The organism is Pseudomonas sp. Z1-12 (genome assembly GCF_051132015.1).
GTDB lineage: Bacteria > Pseudomonadota > Gammaproteobacteria > Pseudomonadales > Pseudomonadaceae > Aquipseudomonas > Aquipseudomonas zanjanensis.
The window spans coordinates 3,836,343-3,856,284 of the sequence record NZ_CP071647.1 but is presented as its reverse complement, the minus strand read 5'-3'; the positions used below and the strand labels follow the sequence as shown (position 1 = coordinate 3,856,284).

The following is a 19,942-nucleotide window of genomic DNA, read 5'->3' as shown; positions in this document are numbered from 1 at the left end:
TCGGTTCAAGCCCCCAGCAATGGCACATCAGTACCGCGCGTCGGGAATCTGTCGCTGTATTAATATATTTTTAATTGGGTGGATTTTGTGCCAATAAGTTGGCGTCATCCGGGGTGGGAGGGGTAGGCGGGAGAGGTCGGCGGTCAGGCCGCCATCGCGAGCGGGCTCGCTCCCACAGTTGGATTGGGGGATGGCCGGAGAGATAGGTCGGCTGTCAGGCCGCCATCGCGAGCAAGCTCGCTCCCACAGAGGATCAGCCTGAACCCGGAAATGGGCAAACTCAGTTATCGGGAAACGGCAACGAGAGCAGCCAGGCACTGAAGGCATTCAAGGCCGGCAAGTGCTGGTATCGGGTCGCGTAGACCAGGTAATAGCTGCGTCCACTTTCCATCGGTTCGAACAACGCAACCAGGTCGCCGCTTTTCAGTTCATCCTGCACCAGGATTTGCGGAACCAGCCCAATCCCGATCCCCGCCGCCACGGCCTGGATAAGGTGGGCGGTGAGTTCGAAGCTCGGGCCGGAGCGCATGGTGCGGTGATCGACGTTGTGCCGGTCAAACCAATCCGACCAGACACCGGGCCTCGATACGACGTTCAACAAGGCATGCTCGGCAATGTTTGCCGGCGACATGGCCCGGTACTCGGGCAATGCGGTCGGGCTGGCAATCACCACCAGCTTTTCCGTGAGCAACGGATGGGCAATGTAGCCGGGCCACTCTCCCGAACCTGCGCAGATGATTGCGTTCATGTCGTGGGTGGAGGATTGGACGTCCTCGCGGATGATTCGCGAATGTATGTGCACCAGCAGGTCCGGGTGCTTGGCATAGAACTCATGCATCCGCGGCAGCAGCCATTTGGAACCGAGGGTCGGCAGGACGGCCAGGTTCAAGGGGCCGCTGTCGTTCTTGTACGAGATGGCCTGCAACGTTGCGCTTCGAATACGCCCCAGCGCGGCCGCCAGTTCGTGCTGATACAGCGCGCCAGCGGCGGTCAATTCAATCTTTCGGCCTTCGCGGCGGAAGAGTTCGATTTCAAGTTGCGCCTCCAGGGTTTGTACCTGCCGGCTGACGGCGCTTTGGGTCAATGCCAGTTCTTCCGCTGCCTTGGTGAAACTGCAGTGGCGCGCGGCGGCCTCAAAGGCAACCAGCAGCGACATCGAAGGCGTCAGGCGTCTAGGATTCATTCATAAAGCTCATGCAAAGCTAGCAGGAATTACGTTTGCTCCAACCGTACAGGAAGGCAAGAATCATGAAAACCTTGTGCAGCTGCTCGATGCGTCTCGTGCCGAGCATACGTAATGTGAATGCATAGATTAGCTTTTCAGCCTGTAGGAAAAAATCATGATTGCCCGGTTATCGTCTCCTGATCCCCAGAAAGCGACCTATGACGCTTTTCTGAACGCGCTCAAAGTGGCGGGGTTTCAAGGCGAGATTGCCCGCGATCATGGCGACCGGACGGTCTTGGCCACCGACAACTCCATCTACCAGCGATTGCCCCAAGCGGCGGTCTTTCCCCTGGATGAACAGGACGTGATGATCCTGTCGCGCTTGGCCGCCGAGCCCGCCCATCGCACGGTGGTGCTTACGCCGCGTGGTGGCGGCACTGGCACCAACGGCCAATCGCTCACCGATGGTGTGGTGGTCGACCTTTCCCGTCATCTGAGCAACATCCTGGAGATCAACGTCGAGGAGCGTTGGGCCAGGGTCCAAAGTGGCGTGGTCAAGGATCAGTTGAACGCAGCCCTCAAACCCTACGGCCTGTTCTTCGCGCCAGAACTCTCGACCTCGAATCGCGCCACCCTCGGCGGCATGATCAACACGGATGCGAGTGGCCAGGGCAGTTGCACCTATGGCAAGACCCGTGATCACGTTCTCGAACTCTCGACGGTTCTGCTTGGCGGTCATCGCCTCGACAGTTCAGCTATCGACGCGGCGCTTTTGCCAGCCCTGGTCGAACGCCAGGATCGGGTGGGGGACGTCTACAAATGCGCGGTGGACATCGCCGATACCCACGCCGAGCTGATCAGGGACACCTTTCCGAAACTCAACCGCTGCCTGACCGGTTATGACCTGGCCCATCTGCGCGAATCCGATGGGCGCTTCAATCTGAACAGCGTGCTTTGCGGCTCTGAAGGGTCCCTGGGCTTCATCGTCGAGGCCAAGCTGAACGTCCTGCCCATCCCCCAATACTCCATCCTGGTGAATGTGCGTTATGCCGGGTTCATGGATGCCTTGCGTGATGCCAAGGCGTTGATGGCCATGAAACCGCTGTCCATCGAGACCGTGGATTCGAAAGTACTGATGCTGGCGATGAAGGACATTGTCTGGCACGGCGTCGCCGAGTATTTCCCTGAAGACCCCGATACACCGACGCTGGGGATCAATCTCATTGAGTTCAGTGGCGACGACGAAGCGGCGGTCCAGCAGCAGGTCCATGAGTTCGTCCTGCACCTGCAGCGGGATACTTCCGTTGTCCGCTTGGGCCACACCTTGGCGATTGGCGCCGATGCGCTCAAGCGTGTCTATGCGATGCGCAAGCGTGCCGTGGGCTTATTGGGTAACGTCAAGGGCGAGGCCAGGCCCCAGCCCTTCGTCGAAGACACCGCGGTTCCGCCTGAAAACCTGGCGGACTTCATCCAGGCGTTCCGTGCGCTGCTCGATAGCCATGACTTGCAGTACGGCATGTTCGGTCACGTCGACGCCGGCGTCCTGCATGTGCGCCCGATCCTCGACATGAAGGATCCCGCACAGGCCGCTTTGATCCGGCCGATTTCCGATGCGGTCGCGGCCTTGACGCAACAGTATGGCGGACTGTTGTGGGGCGAACATGGCAAGGGCTTGAGGTCGCAATACGTGCCCGATTACTTCGGCGATTTGTACCCGGCGCTGCAAGCGCTGAAGGCGGCTTTCGATCCCTTCAACCAACTCAACCCAGGCAAGATCGCCACCCCGGACACGGTTCCAGACGCTCGGCTGACCCGGGTCGACGAAGTGGAACTGCGCGGAGCCCTGGACCGCACCATTGATGAACGTGTCTGGCAAAGCTATGACACGGCGGTGCATTGCAATGGCAATGGCGCGTGCTACAACTTCGATCCGGATGACGCCATGTGCCCGTCCTGGAAAGCCACACGCAATCGCATTCACTCGCCCAAGGGACGCGCCTCGCTGATCCGGGAATGGCTGAGGTTGCAGGGCGAGCAGGGTGTCGATGTGCTGGCGGCCAGTGAGCGGGCTCGAGGGGCTGGCAGGAAGCAGGGTATTGCGCGTCGGGCCGTGAATAGCCTCGCCCGGAAGATGGGCCAGGCGGATTTTTCCCATGAGGTCTACGAAGCGATGACCGGTTGCCTGGCCTGCAAATCCTGCGCGGGCCAATGCCCTGTCAAAGTGAATGTGCCGGAGTTCCGCTCGCGTTTTCTGGAGCTTTATCACAGCCGCTACCTGCGTCCCCTCAAGGACTACTTGATTGGCTCGTTGGAATACACGGTTCCCTATCTCGCCAGGATGCCGCGCCTGTACAACTTCGTGATGGGCGCCCGACCGGTCCGCTGGGGGCTCGAACGCGTGGCCGGGATGGTCGATAGCCCGCTGCTCAGCCTGGTGGATTTTGCCGCCGTATGCCGGCGCTGGGACGTGGAGGTGGCAACACCTGAACGCCTGGAAGCGCTTTACGGTGAGCAGAGGGAGAAAAGCGTCATCCTCGTCCAGGACGCCTTTACCCGGTTTTTTGAAACGCCTTTGCTCGTGGACTGGGTGGAGCTGATATCGAGGCTGGGCTACAAGGTCTTCCTGGCGCCGTACGTGCCCAACGGCAAACCGCTTCAGGTACAGGGGTTCTTGAAGGCGTTCGAGAAGGCCGCCAGCTTCAATGGCCAGACTTTGCTCAGCCTCCAGCAGTATGGCGTGCCATTGGTGGGGCTCGACCCGGCGATGACCCTGGTCTATCGGCAGGAGTACGCCAAGACACTGACCACCGGCAACGCTCCCCAGGTGATGCTTGCGCAGGAATGGCTGATCGATGCGCTGCCGAACGATCAAACTGTGAAGGCGGACGAGCCTTATCACTTCCTGCCGCACTGCACGGAAAAAACCAATGAGCCAGGCAGCGTCGGGCAATGGCAGAAGATTTTCCAGCGCATGGGCCTGACGCTGAACGTGCAAGCCAGCGGCTGCTGCGGGATGTCGGGCACCTACGGGCATGAAACGCGAAACGCGGAGACCTCCGACACGATCTACGGGCAATCCTGGAAGCCGCTCCTGCAGAAACTCAATCAGTCGGGCCGGGTGGTTGCCGACGGGTATTCCTGCCGCAGCCAGGTCAAGCGCCAAGAGGGTATTACCGTGCTTCATCCTCTGCAGGTTCTGTTGGCGCGGGTGAAAGAGGTGTCGGTCGAACGCGGATAGGTAAAAAAGTCCAATACTGTGTGCTCGTTGCCCCCCTGTGGGAGCGAGCTTGCTCGCGATGGCGGAGGGTCAGTTTGCAGTGATGTTGGATGTGCTGACGCCTTCGCGAGCAAGCCCGCTCCCACAATGGTCCTGAGCTGCATGCAAAGCTCAGGAACACTCAATATCCCCTGTGGGAGCGGGCTTGCTCGCGAAAGCGGTGGGGCAGTTTGCAGCGATGTTGGATGTGCTGACGCCTTCGCGAGCAAGCTCGCTCCCACATTAGATCCGGGTTACGACAGGGAAGGCTTTGCCGAGGCCGCTTGGTCTCAGGACTCGTCCTGCTGATAGGTGCAGCCCACATAAAGGTCGCTGTCCTTGTTTTCGGTGGAGACCACCCGCAGGGTCGCGCCGTTGTCGAGGTTGCGCTGGTAGTCCACGTAGCCGTCGGTATCCAGGGTCTTTTCCAGTTTCAGGGCGCTGGCGAGTTTTTCCGCATCGGCCTTCGGGTTGCTGCTCTTGGCCTGGAGGAAGAAGCTGAAGCGGTCGGTCATCACCAGGGTGGTCGACGACACGCCGTGCACCGTCAGCGCCGCAGTGGCCTGCCAGGCGCCACCGCCCCACGGGGTGTGGGCTTCATCCTTGGCGAGCGACACTTGCTCGGCGTCCACCAGACCGTTGAATTCGCTGACCTGCTGCGCACTGGCCTGGCACTGCGCCAGGGCCTTGAACAGGTCGCTGTGGCTCGGGGTGGCGGCCAAGACAGGGGCGGTGGACAGGCACCCGGCCAGGGCGACGAGACCAAGAGAAATTTTCATGAGGACATCCTTGCTCAGTTGAGTAAAAGTCGATGGGTACCCGAGGTGAATGGCAACGGGCATCAGCCATGAACGGCGGCATGGGCGGCTGGGCTGCGGTCGCAAGCTTGCCATTGCGCGCGTGAATATGCCATCAGGGTAGCTTTGGAAAAAGCCCAGGGGGCCTCATAAACGTGTTGCGCCAGCAGTTGCCTCTCTCCAAGGAGGGCACCGCTTTTGGGCATCGGCAAAGCATGGCCGCTAAAGCCCCCTTTCTGGCCCCGCATAACCTCAACGATGGCGCACGGCTGCCGTAACGTGCATCTGATTGCGCACGTGGAGGGGGGCTGATGAACCGTAGAACCTTTATGCTCGGTACCGCGGGAGTGGGGGCCTTGATGGCAGGGGCGGGGGCGCTGTTGCGGCCGAGCGACCGGGGCGGTCCCTACAACGATTACTTCCGCGCGTTGAATCAGGAGCTCAAGACCCATGGGCCGATGCGGCCCGTGATGCTGATCGACCTCGACCTGCTCGATCACAACATCAATGTGGTCATGCAATCGGTCAAACGTGCCGGCAAGCAGTTGCGCCTGGTGGAAAAATCCCTGCCGTCACCGGGGTTGCTGGCGTATATCGCCAAACGCACCGATACCCGGCGGCTGATGTCGTTTCACCAGCCGTTCCTCAACCACGATGCGATGACCTTTCCCGAGTCTGACATCTTGCTCGGCAAACCCCTGCCGGTACGCTCGGCCGAGTTGTTCTATCAAACCCACAAAGGCGCCTTCGACCCTGCCAGGCAACTGCAATGGCTGCTCGACACTCCGCAGCGGCTGATGGATTACCGGGCATTGGCCCAGGGCCTGGGCATTCGGATGCGGGTCAATATCGAGCTGGATGTCGGCCTGCACCGCGGCGGCGTGTCTGATCAAGCAGTGCTCGGCGAGATGCTGACGCTGATCAGCGCCCATCCGCAGCATCTCGAATTTGCAGGCTTCATGGGGTACGACCCGTTTGTCGGCATGGGCGTGCCCCGGGTCCTCGGTTCGTCCCAGGCCTTGTTCGACCAGGTGATGGTCATTTACAACGGTCATGTGAAGTACGTGCGGGAGCATTTCCCGGCGCTTTGGCACAATGGGCTCACGCTCAATACCGCCGGCAGCCCCAGCTACCGCATGCATGAACAGGAACGCTTGAGCAGCGAAGTCTCGGTGGGGACGGCGTTCCTCAAGCCGACCCACTACGACTTGCCATCCCTGGCCGAGCATGTGCCGGCGGCCTTTATCGCAACGCCCGTGTTGAAGAGCACCGGCCCGGTGAACTTCCCCGCCCTGGATGGCAAGTCCCGATTGTTCTCCTGGTGGGACCCGAATCAGCGCGGGACATTCTTCATCTACGGCGGCAACTGGATGGCCGAGTTCGAGTCTCCCCCAGGGCTGCAAAGCAACGAGCTCTACGGTCGCAGTTCCAATCAGGAAATGGTCAACGGCTCGCCGACGGTAGGGCTGAATGTCGAAGACCAGGTATTTTTAAGGCCAACCCAGACCGAATCCGTGCTGCTGCAATTTGGAGATTTGCTGGCCGTGCGCGGGGGGAAGATTGTCGAAACCTGGCCCGTGTATTGATTGTTGCCTGCGACGTGTTTGGCCATGATCAAATCTTGCCTCGCAGCAGAAACAACATCAGCGCGACCAGGCAGGCGGTCGCCTGAATCCCCCCCTGCGTGGTCATCGGCGCGAAGCTCAAGACCGAGGCCAGCCAGGTGGCCAGCGCAGCCGCCCCCATGGAAAGAAACCCCAGCAGGGCGGAGGCCATCCCGGCTTCCTTGCCGAAAGGGCCCATGGCAATGGCCGTGCCCAGTGGATTGGCCAGGCCCATGCCCCAAAGGAACGTGACCATCGAAAGGGCATACCACCACAGCCCGGGCTCGGTGGGACCGACCAGAAGCAGGCCGCCTCCCATCATGGCGCAGGCTATGCCCAGCAGCGTGACGATCCGGGCGCCAAGACGATGGGCCAGCCGCGGCGCCGCCATGCCGGCGGCGAACACCACAAAGACCGTCGAGGCGAAGTACAAGCCGGTCTGCACCGACGTCAGGCCGAAGCCTTGCATCAGGATGGCGGGCGCCGCCGCGAACGAGGCGAACAGGCCGCTCAGCAGCAGGCCCATGGACAGGGCCGGGAGGATGAAGCGCTTATCCACTGCCAGTCGGCAATAGGCGAGTACCACGCTCTTGGCCGAGTGGGGTGCGCGGCGATCGGCAGGATGGGTTTCCCCCAGGTCGCGCACGTAGAAAAACGCCAGGGCAACAGCGGCCAGTCCCACCAGGATGAAGATGGCACGCCAGCCGAGCGTGACGGCCAGGACACTGCCGGCCAGCGGCGAAAAGCCCGGTGCCGCGGCCGTGGCGATCATGGTCAGCGACAGGGCGCGGGCGAGCGTCTCGCCTTCGAACAGATCCCGGGCAATGGCCCGCGACAGCACCGAGGCTGCGCACACGCCCAGTGCTTGCACGACGCGTCCGGCGATCAGGACGTCGAGGGTGCTGGCAAAGCCGGCGATGACGGTGCCGACGACGAACACCGACAGCCCGCCCAGCACCAGCTTCTGGCGCCCGTAGCGGTCGGCCAGTGGCCCGACCACCAGTTGGCCCAAGGCGAAGGTGATGAAGAAGCTGGACAGCGTCAGGCCGAGCTCGCGAGCGGTCACGCCCAGGTCGTCACCGATCGCCGCAAACGCCGGGAGGATGATGTTGGTGGAGAGCATGCTGATCGCCGCCAGGCCGGCGAGCAGCGCGACGATTCTGCCGGTCAACGGTTGGCTGGAGGCGTGTTGCGTACTGGCTATGGCCAATGAAGTTCGGGCTTCCATACGTCATTTCCTGCGCGTGTGATTGACGTGGACAAAACGTTGATGCCCAACGCGCCGACTTCAGTTCGCGAAGCCGCCGTCGAGTTGATATCCACATGATGATCGTAATATTCTTCAAATATGATGATCGTCATCTCAATCGTCAAGCTAAATATCGGGAATGCGCAGGTGGGGCTGATGAGGGGCAGTGTTTTGCCCCCCTTTGCCAGCGTCATGGCGATGTATCTAGTGGCCTGTGTGGCTAATTCGTGCACTCAACTTCGGCGCCAGAACTTGCCAGTCTGCGTTGCCATTCCTCGCCGTAGCGGGCTACGACTCGTCATGGCGCCTTGCCTGGCAAGCCCTGGCACTCGAATTTGAGTACTCGAATTAACCGTACAGGCCACTAGTCGCAGGTTATTTGTAATGTTGCTCGAACACTGCCAACTGCTCAGGCTTGATCAATTGGAAGGGCACCCAGACGTCCGTTTCCACCGGCTCGCCCTTGATCATCTTGAGGGCTGCCTGGACCGCGCTGGTTGCCTGGGCCTTGGGGTCCTGGAATACCGAGGCGACCAACATCCCGCGCTTGATCGCCGCCAGGCCGTCCGGCAAGCCGTCGATGCCGACAATCGCAACTTCGCCCTTGGCTTTGCCGGCCTGCTGCAAGGCCATGGCGGCACCGATGGCCATCTCGTCGTTGTTGGCGACGATGGCATCGAAACGACTCCCGGCCAATAACCAGTTGCTGGTCAAATCCATCCCTTTGTTGCGCTGCCACTCGGCACTTTGCTGTTCGACGATCTTGATCCCGGGATAATCCTTGAGCACCTGTTTGACGCCTTCGGTGCGGTCGTGGGTAGCGTTTTGCGCCAGGTCGCCCATGATGATCGCCAGGTTGCCCTTGCCGCCGAGTTTTTCGGCCAGGTAGCGCATTTGCAGTTGTCCGGCCTCGATGTCATTGGAGGCCACGGTGACGACGCCTTTGGGCAAGGTGCGCTCGTCCGGATGGCGGTTGACGTAGACCAGCGGCGTCTTCGCGTCGACCGCGGCGCGGGTGATGTTGGCGGTGGCGGAGGTGTCCACCGGCAGGACAATGACCGCGTCCACTTGCTGGTTGATGAACCCCTGGACCTGGTTGAGTTGGCGCACCACATCGCCCTGGGCGTCTTCGAACTGGATTTGCACGTTTTCCTTTTTCGCGGCCTCGTCCAGGCCGTTACGTACGTAGGTCATGAAGTTGTCGTCGATCCTGGCGATGCTGACGCCGATGCGATAGTCGGCGGCGGCCCATTGGCTGAACAGCAACAGCAGGGTGGCGAAAAGCAGTGTGCAACGACGCATGATGGTTATCCTTTTGTTGTTATGGGTTGAAACGTCACCAAGAGCTGAAAATCTGCCGCACGTGTTGAGTGCGTCGGGGCTTTATCCATCAAGCGTGAAGGCCTGCCGGAAACGCTCGAGCGCGACCTCGCTGTCACCGCTGGCCCAGCCTTCCAGGCCGACGACACCGCTGTATCCCATGCCGAACAAGGCCCTGGCAATCGCGGGGTAGCGGATTTCGCCGGTGCCGGGCTCCCTGCGCCCCGGGACGTCGGCCACTTGGATTTCGCCGATGGCGCTGCCGGCGCGCTGGATCAGTTCGATCAGGTTTCCTTCGCCGATCTGGGCATGATAGAGGTCCAGGTTCATCTTCAAGTGCGGGCTGCCCACGGCCTCGATCAGCGCCAGGGTATCGTCAGCACGGGCGAAAGGCGTGCCCGGGTGGTCGACCTCGGTGTTGAGGTTTTCCAGCAGGAACACCCGGCCCGCGTCTTCTCCCAGGCGAGCGATTTTTTCCAGCGTCTTGCAGGCGCTCAACCACATGCGGCCGGTGGTCTGGGCCACGGGTTTGACCGGCAAGCCCTGATCGCCCAGGCCGGTGCCGTGCAGGTTCAGGCTTGGGCAACCCAATTGAGCGGCGACGGCCAGGGATTCCTGGGCGCTGTCGAGCAACTGTCGGATATCGTCGGGGTCAGTCAGGTTGCCCGACAGGTAGCCGGTCATGGAGGTGAAGTCCGCGCCCGTCGCCACGAGGGCCTGGATGTCCTTGGTCGCCCAGTTCCATATCTCGACGCTGAAGCCCAGCGCGTGGATGCGTCTGACCCGTTCGGTAAAAGGCAGGTCGAGGAAGACCATCTCGGCGCTGATCGCCAGTTTGAATGGGATGAAACTCATGACAGCGCTCCTTGCACGCGCACCGTCTTGCCCTGTTGGAAGGACTCGATACAGGCGCGGGCAATGGCCAGTGCTGCCCGGGCATCTTCACCGCTGGCCAGGGGTTTTTCGGCGCTGCGCACACAACTGGCGAAGTGATTGAGCTCGGCCACGTAGGCATCACGCAGCAAGTCGGTGTCCATGCGCTGGGTGTCGGCCTGCACACCATTGGCCAGGTACCGCAGCAAGTCGGAATCGTTGACGTTGCCCATGGTCAGCATGCCGGCGCTGCCGAACACTTCGCCGCGGACATCGTAGCCATACACGGCCTGGAAATTGGCCTCGGCGGTGGCGATGGCGCCATTGTCGAAGCGGATCGTGACCACCGCGGTGTCGAGAAAACCTTTGTCCTTGTAGGCGGGGGCGATCAGGGCATCGGCCATCACAAAGACCTCAACCGCCTCGGCGCCCGGGTTCAGGTAGCGCAGGGTGTCGAAATCATGGATCAGGGTTTCCAGGAAAATCACCCATTGCGGCGACGCGGCCGGGTTGTTCAGGGCCGGGTCCCGGGTCAGCGAGCGCAGCAGTTGTGGCGTGCCGATCCGGCCGGCCATCACATCCAGATGAGCGGTGCGAAAGCTTTTGGCAAAGCGTCGGTTGAAGCCGACTTGTAGCGTCACTTGTGCATCGGCAGCGGCGGCGATGGCGCGGTCCGCTTCGTCCAAGGTGATGGCCATCGGTTTTTCACAGAACACGCTTTTGCCGGCCCGGGCCGCACTGATCACCAGCTCGGCATGGCTGCGCGCCGGCGCGGCAATCAGCACCGCGTCGATGTCCGGGTCATCCAGCAACTGCTGTGGATCGGTATAGACCTTCTGCACGTCCAGTTCTGCCGCCAGGCGTGCGGCTTGGCCGGGGGTAGGGTCGGCGATGGCGGCGAGGCACGCGCCGGGGATGTGCCGGGCGGCGGTCAGACCGTGAAAACTGCCCATGCGGCCGGCACCGATGAGGCCCAGGCGGAGGGTCTTGGATGTGCTCATGAATATGACTCCCTTTATTGTTTTTACGACTCGGCGGCAAGAATGGCCTCGTCTGTTCATGCAGGGAGCAAGTGCTGTGCCAATAGTTAACACATTGATATTCAATGGTTTTTATTTGAATCAATGTTCATGTCGATGACATGTCTATACTGACATGTCGAAAATATGAACATGTGGCCGAACCATGGATCAGCAACCCCTAGCATTGAGCGACGAAGACCGCGATTACCTCACCACGCTTGGCCCAGCGTCGTTGAACGACGGGCCGGGCACGGCGCTGGAGGAGGCCTGGCGAGCGTGCTGGCAAGGGCAGGCCGAGCGCCCAGTCGGGATCCGCCGGATGATTTGGGAATCCTGGTTGCGCAGCGTCAGTGCCGGCCTCGATCCGGAAGACGGCGCGTACCGTTTTGTCGCGCCCGCCGACCTGACCGCGACACTGGCTGCCAACCGAGGGCTGATCGCTGCGGCGGCGCAAGTCATGCGCGGTTTGCTCGCCTATAACCCCAGGGGCCATATCAACCTGACCGATGCCGAAGGCACCACGTTGTACTTCTGCGGCCTGGACCTCACCCCCATTGGCAGTCGACTGCTGGAGTCGGTGCAGGGCACCAATTGCACTGGGCTGGCAATCGTCGAAGATCGCTTGGTGTATGTGCTGGCCGAGGAGAATTTCGGCCTTGGCCTGCGCCAGCGCCGCATGCATTGCGCCGCCGCGCCCATTCGCGATGCCCAGGGCCGGACCCTGGGCATGTTGACCTTGACGGCCGAGCCAGGCTGGTTTCATTTCCATACGCTGGGCACCGTCCAGGCCGCGGCCGAGGCTGTCTCCAGGCAGATGACCCTGCAGGCCTTGCTGGAAGAACAACAGACCGTGCTTGAGGTGCTCAACGAGGGCTTGGTGGTATTGGATGAGCGTGGCTGCATCAAGGCCCTCAACCATTACGCCCGGCAGTTGTTTCGCGTCGGCCATGACCTGCTCGGCAATCCGTTCCAGAGCCTGGGGCAGAGCGAATTGACCGATGCGGTCCTGCTCGGGGGCGGTGACGGGGTGCGTGACTTGGACTGCACCTTTGAACTGCACGATCGCAGCCATCTGGCTTGCCTGGTGTCGGTCTGCCCGCTGGCGCAAGGCGGGCGGATCGTTTCGTTGCGCGAGAACCGACGCATCCGGGAAATCACCCGGCGGATCATCGGCACCCAGGCCAGCTATACCTTTGAAACCATCCTGGGCCGCTCGCAGGCGATTCAGGATGCAATGCACTTGGCGCGGATTGCCAGTCGCAGTGATTCGACCACGCTGATCCTCGGCGAGAGCGGCACGGGCAAGGAGCTGTTCGCCCAGGCCATCCATAACGCCAGCGATCGTCGTGGCGGGCCTTTCGTGGCGGTCAATTGCGGCGCGATTCCGCGAGACCTGGTGCAGAGCGAGCTGTTCGGTCATGTCGAAGGCGCTTTCACCGGGTCGGCTCGCGGTGGGTCGGCCGGCAAGTTTGAACTGGCCGATGGCGGGACGATCTTCCTCGACGAAATCGGTGACATGTCCTTCGATGCGCAGGTCAGCCTGCTGCGTGTCTTGCAGGAGGGTGAGGTGACACGGGTGGGTGCGAAAAAATCGCTGCGGGTCAACGTGCGCATCATCGCTGCCACCCACCGCAACCTGAGTCAGGCGGTGGCCGAGGGGGCTTTTCGCGAGGACCTTTACTATCGGCTCAACGTGCTGAACCTGACGGTGCCGCCATTGCGGATGCGTCGCGAGGATGTGCCGTTGCTGGCGCGGCATTTTCTCGCCCGTTGTGCCCGGTCGCTGCGCAAGACGATGCAGGACGTTTCGCCAGCGGCGCTGGATTTGCTGGGCGCCTATCACTGGCCGGGCAATGTCCGTGAGCTGGAAAACGTCATTGAACGGGCGACGAACCTGGCAATGACCGAACTGATCCAGCCGAGTGACCTTGCGTTGGAAATCAGGCAGCGCGGGCGGCCCTCGATCTGGGCAAATGTGCCAGAACCGCGGACGGCGCCGGATCTGGGCACCCATGAAATGAACGCGATCATTGCCGCCCTCAAGGAGACGCGCGGAAACATCCGCCTGGCTGCCCAACGGTTGAACGTGTCGCGCGGTGGCTTGTACAACAAGATGAATCGATTCGGACTCAAGATCGAAACGTTCCGTTCGGGGCTGGATTGACTTGTCATGACCGAGCGAATACCGATTTGAACGGACGGGAAACAGGTGGGGTCTACGCTGTTCAAGGGTCGTGACAGGAACCAGCTAATGCCTCCAATGAGTATCCAGCCTTTGCTCGAAGAATTGCTTCTGGCCCGCGGCCCCGGCGGGCAGGAAGATGAAGTCCGGGAAATATGTCTCAGGGAGCTGGGCAAGCACTGCGATGAGGTCGTTGTCGACGAGGCCGGCAACATCCGGGGACTGATCAAGGCGTCGGATGAGTCTTCGCAAGCACAGCCCATCAAGGTCATGGCTCACCTCGATGAAATTGCCATGATCGTGAAGAAAACAAGGCCCGACGGTAACTTGGAAGTCGTGGCGCTGGGCGGTGCCCAGCCCATCTGTTTTGGCGTTTGTCCGGTCGACATACTCGGCGATAACCAATGCCTGCCCGGCGTACTGTCTTATGGTTCCATGCATAACACCGGTGGTTCCGCCCAAGGGCGGGATGTGCTGTCAGGGGCGGTGCAGTGGAGCGACGTCCATGTCATCACCCGCTGTTCCCAGGAGGAGCTGACCGCCGCCGGTATCCGCCCCGGCGTGCGCGTGGTGCTCAGCCGGCACTGGCGCCAGCCGTTCCAGGTGAAAGACACGGTCGCCGCCCACTTCCTCGATGACCGGGCGCCCCTGGCGGCCGTGATCACCACCGCGCAGCAGCTGAAAAACAAAAGGCACGCGCTCAAGCAAGACGTCTGGTTTGTCTGCACGACGCTTGAGGAAGAGTCCAACGCCGGTGCGCTCTACGCCGCGGCCCGCGTGCCGGGCGACACCACCATCGCGGTCGAGGTGGGCCCGGTACTGGAGGAGTACGGAACGGTGTTATCGGCAGACCCGATTATCAACACCGGGGACCAAAAGGGTTATTACACCCGCTCTGTCGTGGATGCCCTGGTCAAGGCTGCACAGCGCTCGGGCTATCACCCACAAGTTGCGCTCCTGGTCGATTTCGCCTCCGATGCGAGTGCGATCATGAGTGCGGGAGTGGCCGCGCGAGCGGGGTGCATCGCCATTCCAACGGAAAATACCCATGGCTTTGAAATGGTGCTCCATGAAGGCATCGTTGCGTGTGCGGCGACACTCACTGAGTACCTGCTTCATCCTTCGGGGTGAATACCCGCTGTCTGCCAGCGGACAGTTGATCAACAAGGGTGTCGCCTTACAGGCACCTCCGTTGATCGTATGCACATCTAAAGGGCTGTAAATAAACGAATTATCACTTGGCACGAATCGTGTTGATAGAGCAGTGAGAGGCACCGGGAAAGGGTGCCGAGCCTATCGAGCAGGAGTCCCCATGCCACGTGAAATTCGTTTCAATGCTTTCGAGATGAACTGTGTCGGTCACCAGTCGCCCGGTCTCTGGAGGCATCCCAAGGACCGCGCCTGGCAGTACAAGGACCTGGATTATTGGACCGACCTGGCCAAGCTGCTGGAGCGTGGCAAGTTCGACGGTATTTTCATTGCCGATGTGATCGGCATCTACGATGTGCTCGGTGGCAATGGCGATGCTGCCATCCGCCAAGCGACCCAGGTGCCGGTCAACGATCCGCTGGCATTGATCACGCCGATGGCCCTGGTGACCGAACACTTGGGCTTCGGCCTCACGGCCTCGCTGACCTTCGAGCACCCTTACCCCTTCGCCCGCCGCCTGACCACGCTGGATCACCTGACCAAGGGGCGCATCGGTTGGAACATCGTCACCTCTTATCTCGACAGCGGGGCGCGGAACCTCGGGCAGGCGGCGCTCAGCGATCACGATGCGCGCTATGACTACGCCGACGAATACCTGGAGGTGCTCTACAAGTTGTTCGAAGGCAGTTGGGAGGAGGGTGCCGTGCTACGCGACCGTGAGCGCGGCGTTTTCAGCGACCCGAGCAAGGTCCACGAGATCCGTCACCAGGGCAAGCACTTCCAGGTGCCGGGCATCCACCTCTGCGAACCGTCGCCGCAGCGCACGCCGGTGCTCTATCAGGCGGGGGCGTCGAGTCGTGGCAAGGACTTCGCCGCCGGGCATGCCGAATGTGTGTTCGTTGCGGCACCGTCCAAGGTGATCCTGAAGAAGACCGTGGCCGATATACGCCAGCGCGCTGCCGAGGCCGGGCGCGATCCGCGCAAGGTGCTGATTTTCAACCTGCAGACGGTGATCGTCGACGAGACCGACACCAAGGCGCAGGCCAAATGGCGCGAGCTGAAATCCTACAGCAGCTACGAGGGCGCGCTGGCGCTGATCTCCGGCTGGACCGGCATCGACTTCGGTCAGTACCGGCCCGACCAGGTGCTCAAGCACATCCATACCAACGCTATCCAATCGGCCGTGGAAACGTTCTCCACCGCCGATCCGGACAAGCAGTGGACCGTCCAGGAGTTGGCCGATTGGGTCGGCATCGGCGGCTTCGGCCCGTTGATTGTTGGCAGTGCGCAAACCGTGGCCGACGAGCTGCAGGCGTGGGTTGAGGACACCGATGTGGACGGCTTCAACCTGGCCTACGCCCTGGCCCATGAAACCTTCCGCGATGTGGTTGAGCTGCTGGTGCCCGAGTTGCAACAGCGCGGTGCGTACAAGACCCAATATCGTCCCGGCACCCTGCGGGACAAGCTGTTCGGCGATGGCCCGCGGCTGCCCGCCAACCACCCGGGCGCAGGCTTTAGGGACTTGAATCGCCTGGCCCGGCGCTCCCGCCTCCCTGAGCCGGCCTTGGTTGGCGAGGAGTAAGCCGATGAGTGTCTACGAGCTCAATTCGTCGCCGCCCGACAGCGTGACCGACAGCGCCCTGGCAGCCTTGCACCGCTGGGCCAGAGAACGACCGACGCAGATCGCCCTGCGCCATCGGCGCCTCGGCATCTGGAAGGCCTGGCGTTGGATCGATGTGCAGCGCGAGGTCGAGCGTGTCTGCGATGGCTTGCGCCAGCAGGGCTTTGCGCCGGGCGCGCGACTGGCGCTGAGCGGTGCGTTCGAGCCCAGCCTGCTGATCCTGGCGTTGGCCGCGCGCCAATTGGGTGGGCACAACGTGGTGATCGACCGCGACAGCCGTGGTGAGGATCTACAGCGTCAGTTGCGCCTGGCCCGTCCAGCGTTCGCCTTTGTCCAGCGCCGCGAAAACGTGTCGCACTGGTTGCAGTGCGGCTTGGACGAGGCATGGCCACTGCAGCTGTATTCGGCCCAGGCCAACGCGACGAGTCGCGGCCTGTGGCAGGTGCGGTCGCTGTCGGTGCTGTTTGTCACCGAGGCTCCCACAGCTCAGCGCCAGGGCTGGGCCCAGGTCGCCGGGGACCCGGTGGTGTGGGTCGATGAAGGCACCGAATGGCGCGATGGCCTGGCCCACGTGTTCAGCCGCTGGCTGGAGGGCGGCGAAGGCTTGGCGTTTCCGGAAACCCGCGAGTCAGCCAGCCGCGATCGCCGCGAGATCGCCCCAACCGCCTTGCTGTTGTCCGCTACGCGAGTCGAATCGCTGGCGGCGGAAATCGAAGCGCGCCTGCCGCTGGCAGGCAGTTGGCGACGACGCCTGTGCGAATGGACCCTGGATGATCCGCGACGTGGCCTGCGCCGCTGGCTCAAGGCGCGGGTCCGGCACCTGCTCGGCTTCCAGCGGCTGCGCCGGATCGAGGTGCCGAGCGCACACGCGGACCCCGTGCGGCAAGGTTCTGCGCGGTTGCAGCAATACCTGGAGCGAGCGGCATGAGTGCGCTGCTGGAGGTGCGTAACGTGTCGCTGTCGTTCCGGGGTGTGAAAGCGATTTCCAATCTTTCGTTCAGCGTCAAGCTTGGCGAGATCTGCGCACTGATCGGGCCGAACGGCGCGGGCAAGAGTTCGCTGCTGAACATCCTCAACGGGGTCTACCGGGCCGACGCCGGACAGTTGTTCTTCGCCGCCGAACCGTTGCGCCGCCCGCATCCCTTGAAGGCGGCCCGGCTCGGTATTGGCCGGACGTTCCAGAACAATGCGCTGTTCAAGAAAATGAGTGTGGTGGACAACCTGCTCACTGGCCTGTCGCGTTTCCAGCGGACGTTTTTTTTCGAACAGGCCCTGGGTTTGCCACGTGCCCGGCGCGAAGCGCGGGCGTTCGCCGAGCGTGCCGAACAGGTGCTGGAGTTCCTTGAGCTACAGGCCTGGCGCGACGTCGCCGTGGGCAGCCTGGCCTACGGCCTGCAGAAACGCGTGGAGTTGGGCCGGGCATTGATCGCGCAGCCGACCCTGCTGTTGCTCGACGAGCCGATGGCCGGCATGAACGCCGAGGAGAAGCAGGACATGAGCCGCTTCATCGCCGATATCAATCGTGATCTTGGCACCACGGTGATTCTCATCGAGCACGACATCCAAGTGGTCATGGGCTTGTCCAGCCATGTGGTGGTGCTGGACTACGGCCGCAAGGTCGGCGACGGCTCGCCGGCCGAGGTCCAGGCCAATCCCGATGTGATCGCCGCCTACCTGGGGACGCCTCGCCCATGAATTTCTTTTTGGAAACCCTGGTCGGCGGGTTGCTGGCCGGCACCTTGTACTCGCTGGTGGCCATCGGTTTTGTGCTGATCTACAAGGCCAGCGGCGTGTTCAATTTTGCCCAGGGCGCCATGCTGTTGTTCGCCGCGCTGACCTTCGTCAGCTTGCGCGAGCAGGGCCTGTCCTTTGCCCTGGCGCTACTCCTGACAGTGTTGGTGATGATCGTTGGCGCACTGCTGATCGAGCGCCTGGTGTTGCGGCCATTGGTCAACCGCTCGCAGATTACTCTGTTCATGGCCACCCTCGGCCTGTCGTTCATCATCGAGGGCCTGGCCCAGGGGCTGATGGGCGCCCAGGTGCGGGCGCTGGACCTGGGCATCGAGGATGTTCCGCTGTTCGTCGGCGAGATCATGGTCAGCCAGTTCGACCTGATCGCCGCCGGGGTGTCGGCGCTGACGGTGGCGGTGCTGGCCTTGCTGTTCAACAAGACCCGCATCGGTGTGGCCCTGCGCGCCGTGGCCGACGATACCCGGGCGGCGCTGTCGCTGGGCATCAACCTCAACCGCATCTGGCAGATCGTCTGGGCCGTGGCCGGGGTGGTCGGGCTGGTCGCCGGGCTGCTCTGGGGCGCGCGCCAGGGCGTGCAGTTCTCGCTCTCGCTGGTGGTGCTCAAGGCACTGCCGGTGCTGATCATCGGAGGTTTCACCTCGATTGGCGGGGCCATCGTCGGCGGCCTGATCGTCGGTGCCGCCGAGAACCTCGCCGAGGCATACATCGGCCCGCTGATCGGTGGCGGCATCACGCCCTGGTTCGCCTATTTCCTTGCCTTGATCTTCCTCTACATCCGTCCGTCCGGCCTGTTCGGCGACCGGATCATTGAACGGGTATGACGCCATGACTGCTACTGTTCCGCGCCTGACGGCCAGCTTCGACGAAGCGCCCCTGACCCTGGTGCGCCGCCGCTGGCGACCGGGGCTGCTGCTGTTGTTGCTGGTGGCTTTTGTCGGGCTGCCGTGGCTGGGCAACGACTATTGGCTCAACGCGATCCTGATTCCTTTCCTGGTGTTGTCGCTGGCCGGCCTGGGGCTGAACCTGCTGACCGGCTACACCGGCCAGACATCGGTCGGCGCCGCCGGCTTCATGGCGGTGGGCGCGTTCGCCACCTACGGCCTGTTGCTGCGCGTGCCGGGCCTGCCGTTGCCACTGGCGCTGCTCGGCGGTGGGGTGATCGCCGGGTTGGTCGGGCTGCTGTTCGGCATCCCCAGTTCGCGGATCAAGGGTTTCTACCTGATGGTCACCACGCTGGCCGCGCAGTTCTTCCTGGAGTGGGTGTTCGCCAAGTTCCCCTGGTTCTACAACTACGCCTCGTCCGGCACCATCAGCGCGCCACGCCTGGAGCTGTTCGGCCATCACTTGGGCACCCCGGTCGGTCGCTACCTGCTGACCCTCAGTTGCGTGGTGTTGTTGACCTGGGTGGCGGTCAACCTGGTGCGCAGCCAGGTCGGCCGCAACTGGATGGCGATCCGCGACATGGACACCGCGGCGGCGGTGATTGGGATTGCCGTCGAGCGCGACAAGCGCATGGCCTTCGCAGTGAGTTCGTTTTACCTGGGCATCGCCGGCGCGCTCTGGGCGTTTGCGTACCTGGGGACGGCCAGCGCCGGGAGCTTCGATATCAATCGCTCGTTCCAGATTTTATTCATCATCATTATCGGCGGCATGGGCAGCATCGCCGGCAGTTTCATCGGTGCGGCTTTCATCAGCCTTGTGCCGATCCTGCTCAGCCACGCCGGGCAATGGCTGTTCAACGGCAACGTCGACGCCGGGCAACTGCAGAACCTGCAGAAGGTGCTCTTCGGTGGCTTGATCATCTGGTTCCTGATCAAGGAGCCGGAAGGGCTGGCACGCCTGCTCGGCGACCTGCGCGAACGCATCAGGGTCTGGCCGCTGCGGTTCTGAGCCCCGACCCACCCCCCAACGAACCTTGACCCGACCCAGGGAAAGGAGGTTTCCAACCCCCG

General features: G+C 62.3%; 16 protein-coding genes. 9 read left to right on the top strand and 7 right to left on the bottom strand.

Annotated features, from left to right (window positions below):
* Positions 1–280: 280 nt before the first annotated feature.
* The gene (locus J3P85_RS16185) at positions 281–1,183 is read right to left on the bottom strand and encodes a LysR substrate-binding domain-containing protein (RefSeq protein WP_434702404.1); all 903 of its coding nucleotides are present in this window, start codon (positions 1,181–1,183) and stop codon (positions 281–283) included.
* A 157-nt stretch (positions 1,184–1,340) separates the two neighbouring features.
* On the opposite strand from J3P85_RS16185, the gene ydiJ reads away from it, so the two are divergent.
* A complete protein-coding gene (gene ydiJ, locus J3P85_RS16180) occupies positions 1,341–4,403 on the top strand; it encodes a D-2-hydroxyglutarate dehydrogenase YdiJ (protein WP_434702402.1) in 3,063 nt (1,020 codons plus the stop codon).
* A 308-nt stretch (positions 4,404–4,711) separates the two neighbouring features.
* Here ydiJ and J3P85_RS16175 read toward each other — a convergent pair whose 3' ends face one another.
* On the bottom strand, positions 4,712–5,200 hold the full coding sequence (locus J3P85_RS16175; RefSeq protein ID WP_434702401.1) for a hypothetical protein: 489 nt from the start codon (positions 5,198–5,200) through the stop codon (positions 4,712–4,714).
* 398 nt (positions 5,201–5,598) lie between these two features.
* On the opposite strand from J3P85_RS16175, the gene J3P85_RS16170 reads away from it, so the two are divergent.
* A complete protein-coding gene (locus J3P85_RS16170; protein ID WP_434706387.1) occupies positions 5,599–6,804 on the top strand; it encodes a DSD1 family PLP-dependent enzyme in 1,206 nt (401 codons plus the stop codon).
* 28 nt (positions 6,805–6,832) lie between these two features.
* Here J3P85_RS16170 and J3P85_RS16165 read toward each other — a convergent pair whose 3' ends face one another.
* The 5 genes from J3P85_RS16165 to J3P85_RS16145 form a co-directional block, all read right to left on the bottom strand.
* Entirely contained in the window at positions 6,833–8,050 is a 1,218-nt protein-coding gene (locus J3P85_RS16165; protein WP_434702400.1) for a multidrug effflux MFS transporter, read from the bottom strand.
* Positions 8,023–8,265: a hypothetical protein gene (locus J3P85_RS16160; RefSeq protein WP_434702399.1), complete on the bottom strand. Its 243-nt coding sequence runs from the start codon at positions 8,263–8,265 to the stop codon at positions 8,023–8,025. The genes J3P85_RS16165 and J3P85_RS16160 overlap by 28 nt, the downstream gene beginning before the upstream one ends.
* Before the next feature lie 181 nt (positions 8,266–8,446).
* A complete protein-coding gene (locus tag J3P85_RS16155; RefSeq protein ID WP_434702398.1) occupies positions 8,447–9,373 on the bottom strand; it encodes a sugar ABC transporter substrate-binding protein in 927 nt (308 codons plus the stop codon).
* Positions 9,374–9,454: 81 nt separating this feature from the next.
* Positions 9,455–10,246, bottom strand: a complete 792-nt coding sequence (locus J3P85_RS16150; RefSeq protein ID WP_434702397.1) for a TIM barrel protein — start codon at positions 10,244–10,246, stop codon at positions 9,455–9,457.
* A complete protein-coding gene (locus J3P85_RS16145) occupies positions 10,243–11,265 on the bottom strand; it encodes a Gfo/Idh/MocA family oxidoreductase (RefSeq protein ID WP_434702396.1) in 1,023 nt (340 codons plus the stop codon). Before J3P85_RS16145 ends, J3P85_RS16150 begins: the two co-directional genes overlap by 4 nt.
* A gap of 184 nt (positions 11,266–11,449) precedes the next feature.
* Between J3P85_RS16145 and J3P85_RS16140 the strand changes: the two genes are divergently transcribed.
* From J3P85_RS16140 to J3P85_RS16110, 7 genes are all read left to right on the top strand, one after another.
* Positions 11,450–13,450 carry a sigma-54 interaction domain-containing protein gene (locus J3P85_RS16140; protein WP_434702395.1) on the top strand — a complete coding sequence of 667 codons (2,001 nt, stop codon included), beginning with the start codon at positions 11,450–11,452 and terminating at the stop codon, positions 13,448–13,450.
* Between the two features lie 96 nt (positions 13,451–13,546).
* Entirely contained in the window at positions 13,547–14,599 is a 1,053-nt protein-coding gene (locus J3P85_RS16135) for a M28 family peptidase (RefSeq protein WP_434706386.1), read from the top strand.
* 181 nt (positions 14,600–14,780) lie between these two features.
* A complete protein-coding gene (locus J3P85_RS16130) occupies positions 14,781–16,199 on the top strand; it encodes an LLM class flavin-dependent oxidoreductase (protein ID WP_434702394.1) in 1,419 nt (472 codons plus the stop codon).
* Between the two features lie 4 nt (positions 16,200–16,203).
* Positions 16,204–17,166, top strand: coding sequence for an AMP-binding protein (locus tag J3P85_RS16125; RefSeq protein ID WP_434702392.1), 963 nt, complete (start codon positions 16,204–16,206; stop codon positions 17,164–17,166).
* On the top strand, positions 17,163–17,933 hold the full coding sequence (locus tag J3P85_RS16120) for an ABC transporter ATP-binding protein (protein ID WP_434702391.1): 771 nt from the start codon (positions 17,163–17,165) through the stop codon (positions 17,931–17,933). The genes J3P85_RS16125 and J3P85_RS16120 overlap by 4 nt, the downstream gene beginning before the upstream one ends.
* Positions 17,930–18,811: a branched-chain amino acid ABC transporter permease gene (locus tag J3P85_RS16115; RefSeq protein ID WP_434702390.1), complete on the top strand. Its 882-nt coding sequence runs from the start codon at positions 17,930–17,932 to the stop codon at positions 18,809–18,811. The genes J3P85_RS16120 and J3P85_RS16115 overlap by 4 nt, the downstream gene beginning before the upstream one ends.
* Before the next feature lie 4 nt (positions 18,812–18,815).
* Positions 18,816–19,880, top strand: coding sequence for a branched-chain amino acid ABC transporter permease (locus tag J3P85_RS16110; protein WP_434702389.1), 1,065 nt, complete (start codon positions 18,816–18,818; stop codon positions 19,878–19,880).
* Positions 19,881–19,942: the final 62 nt, after the last annotated feature.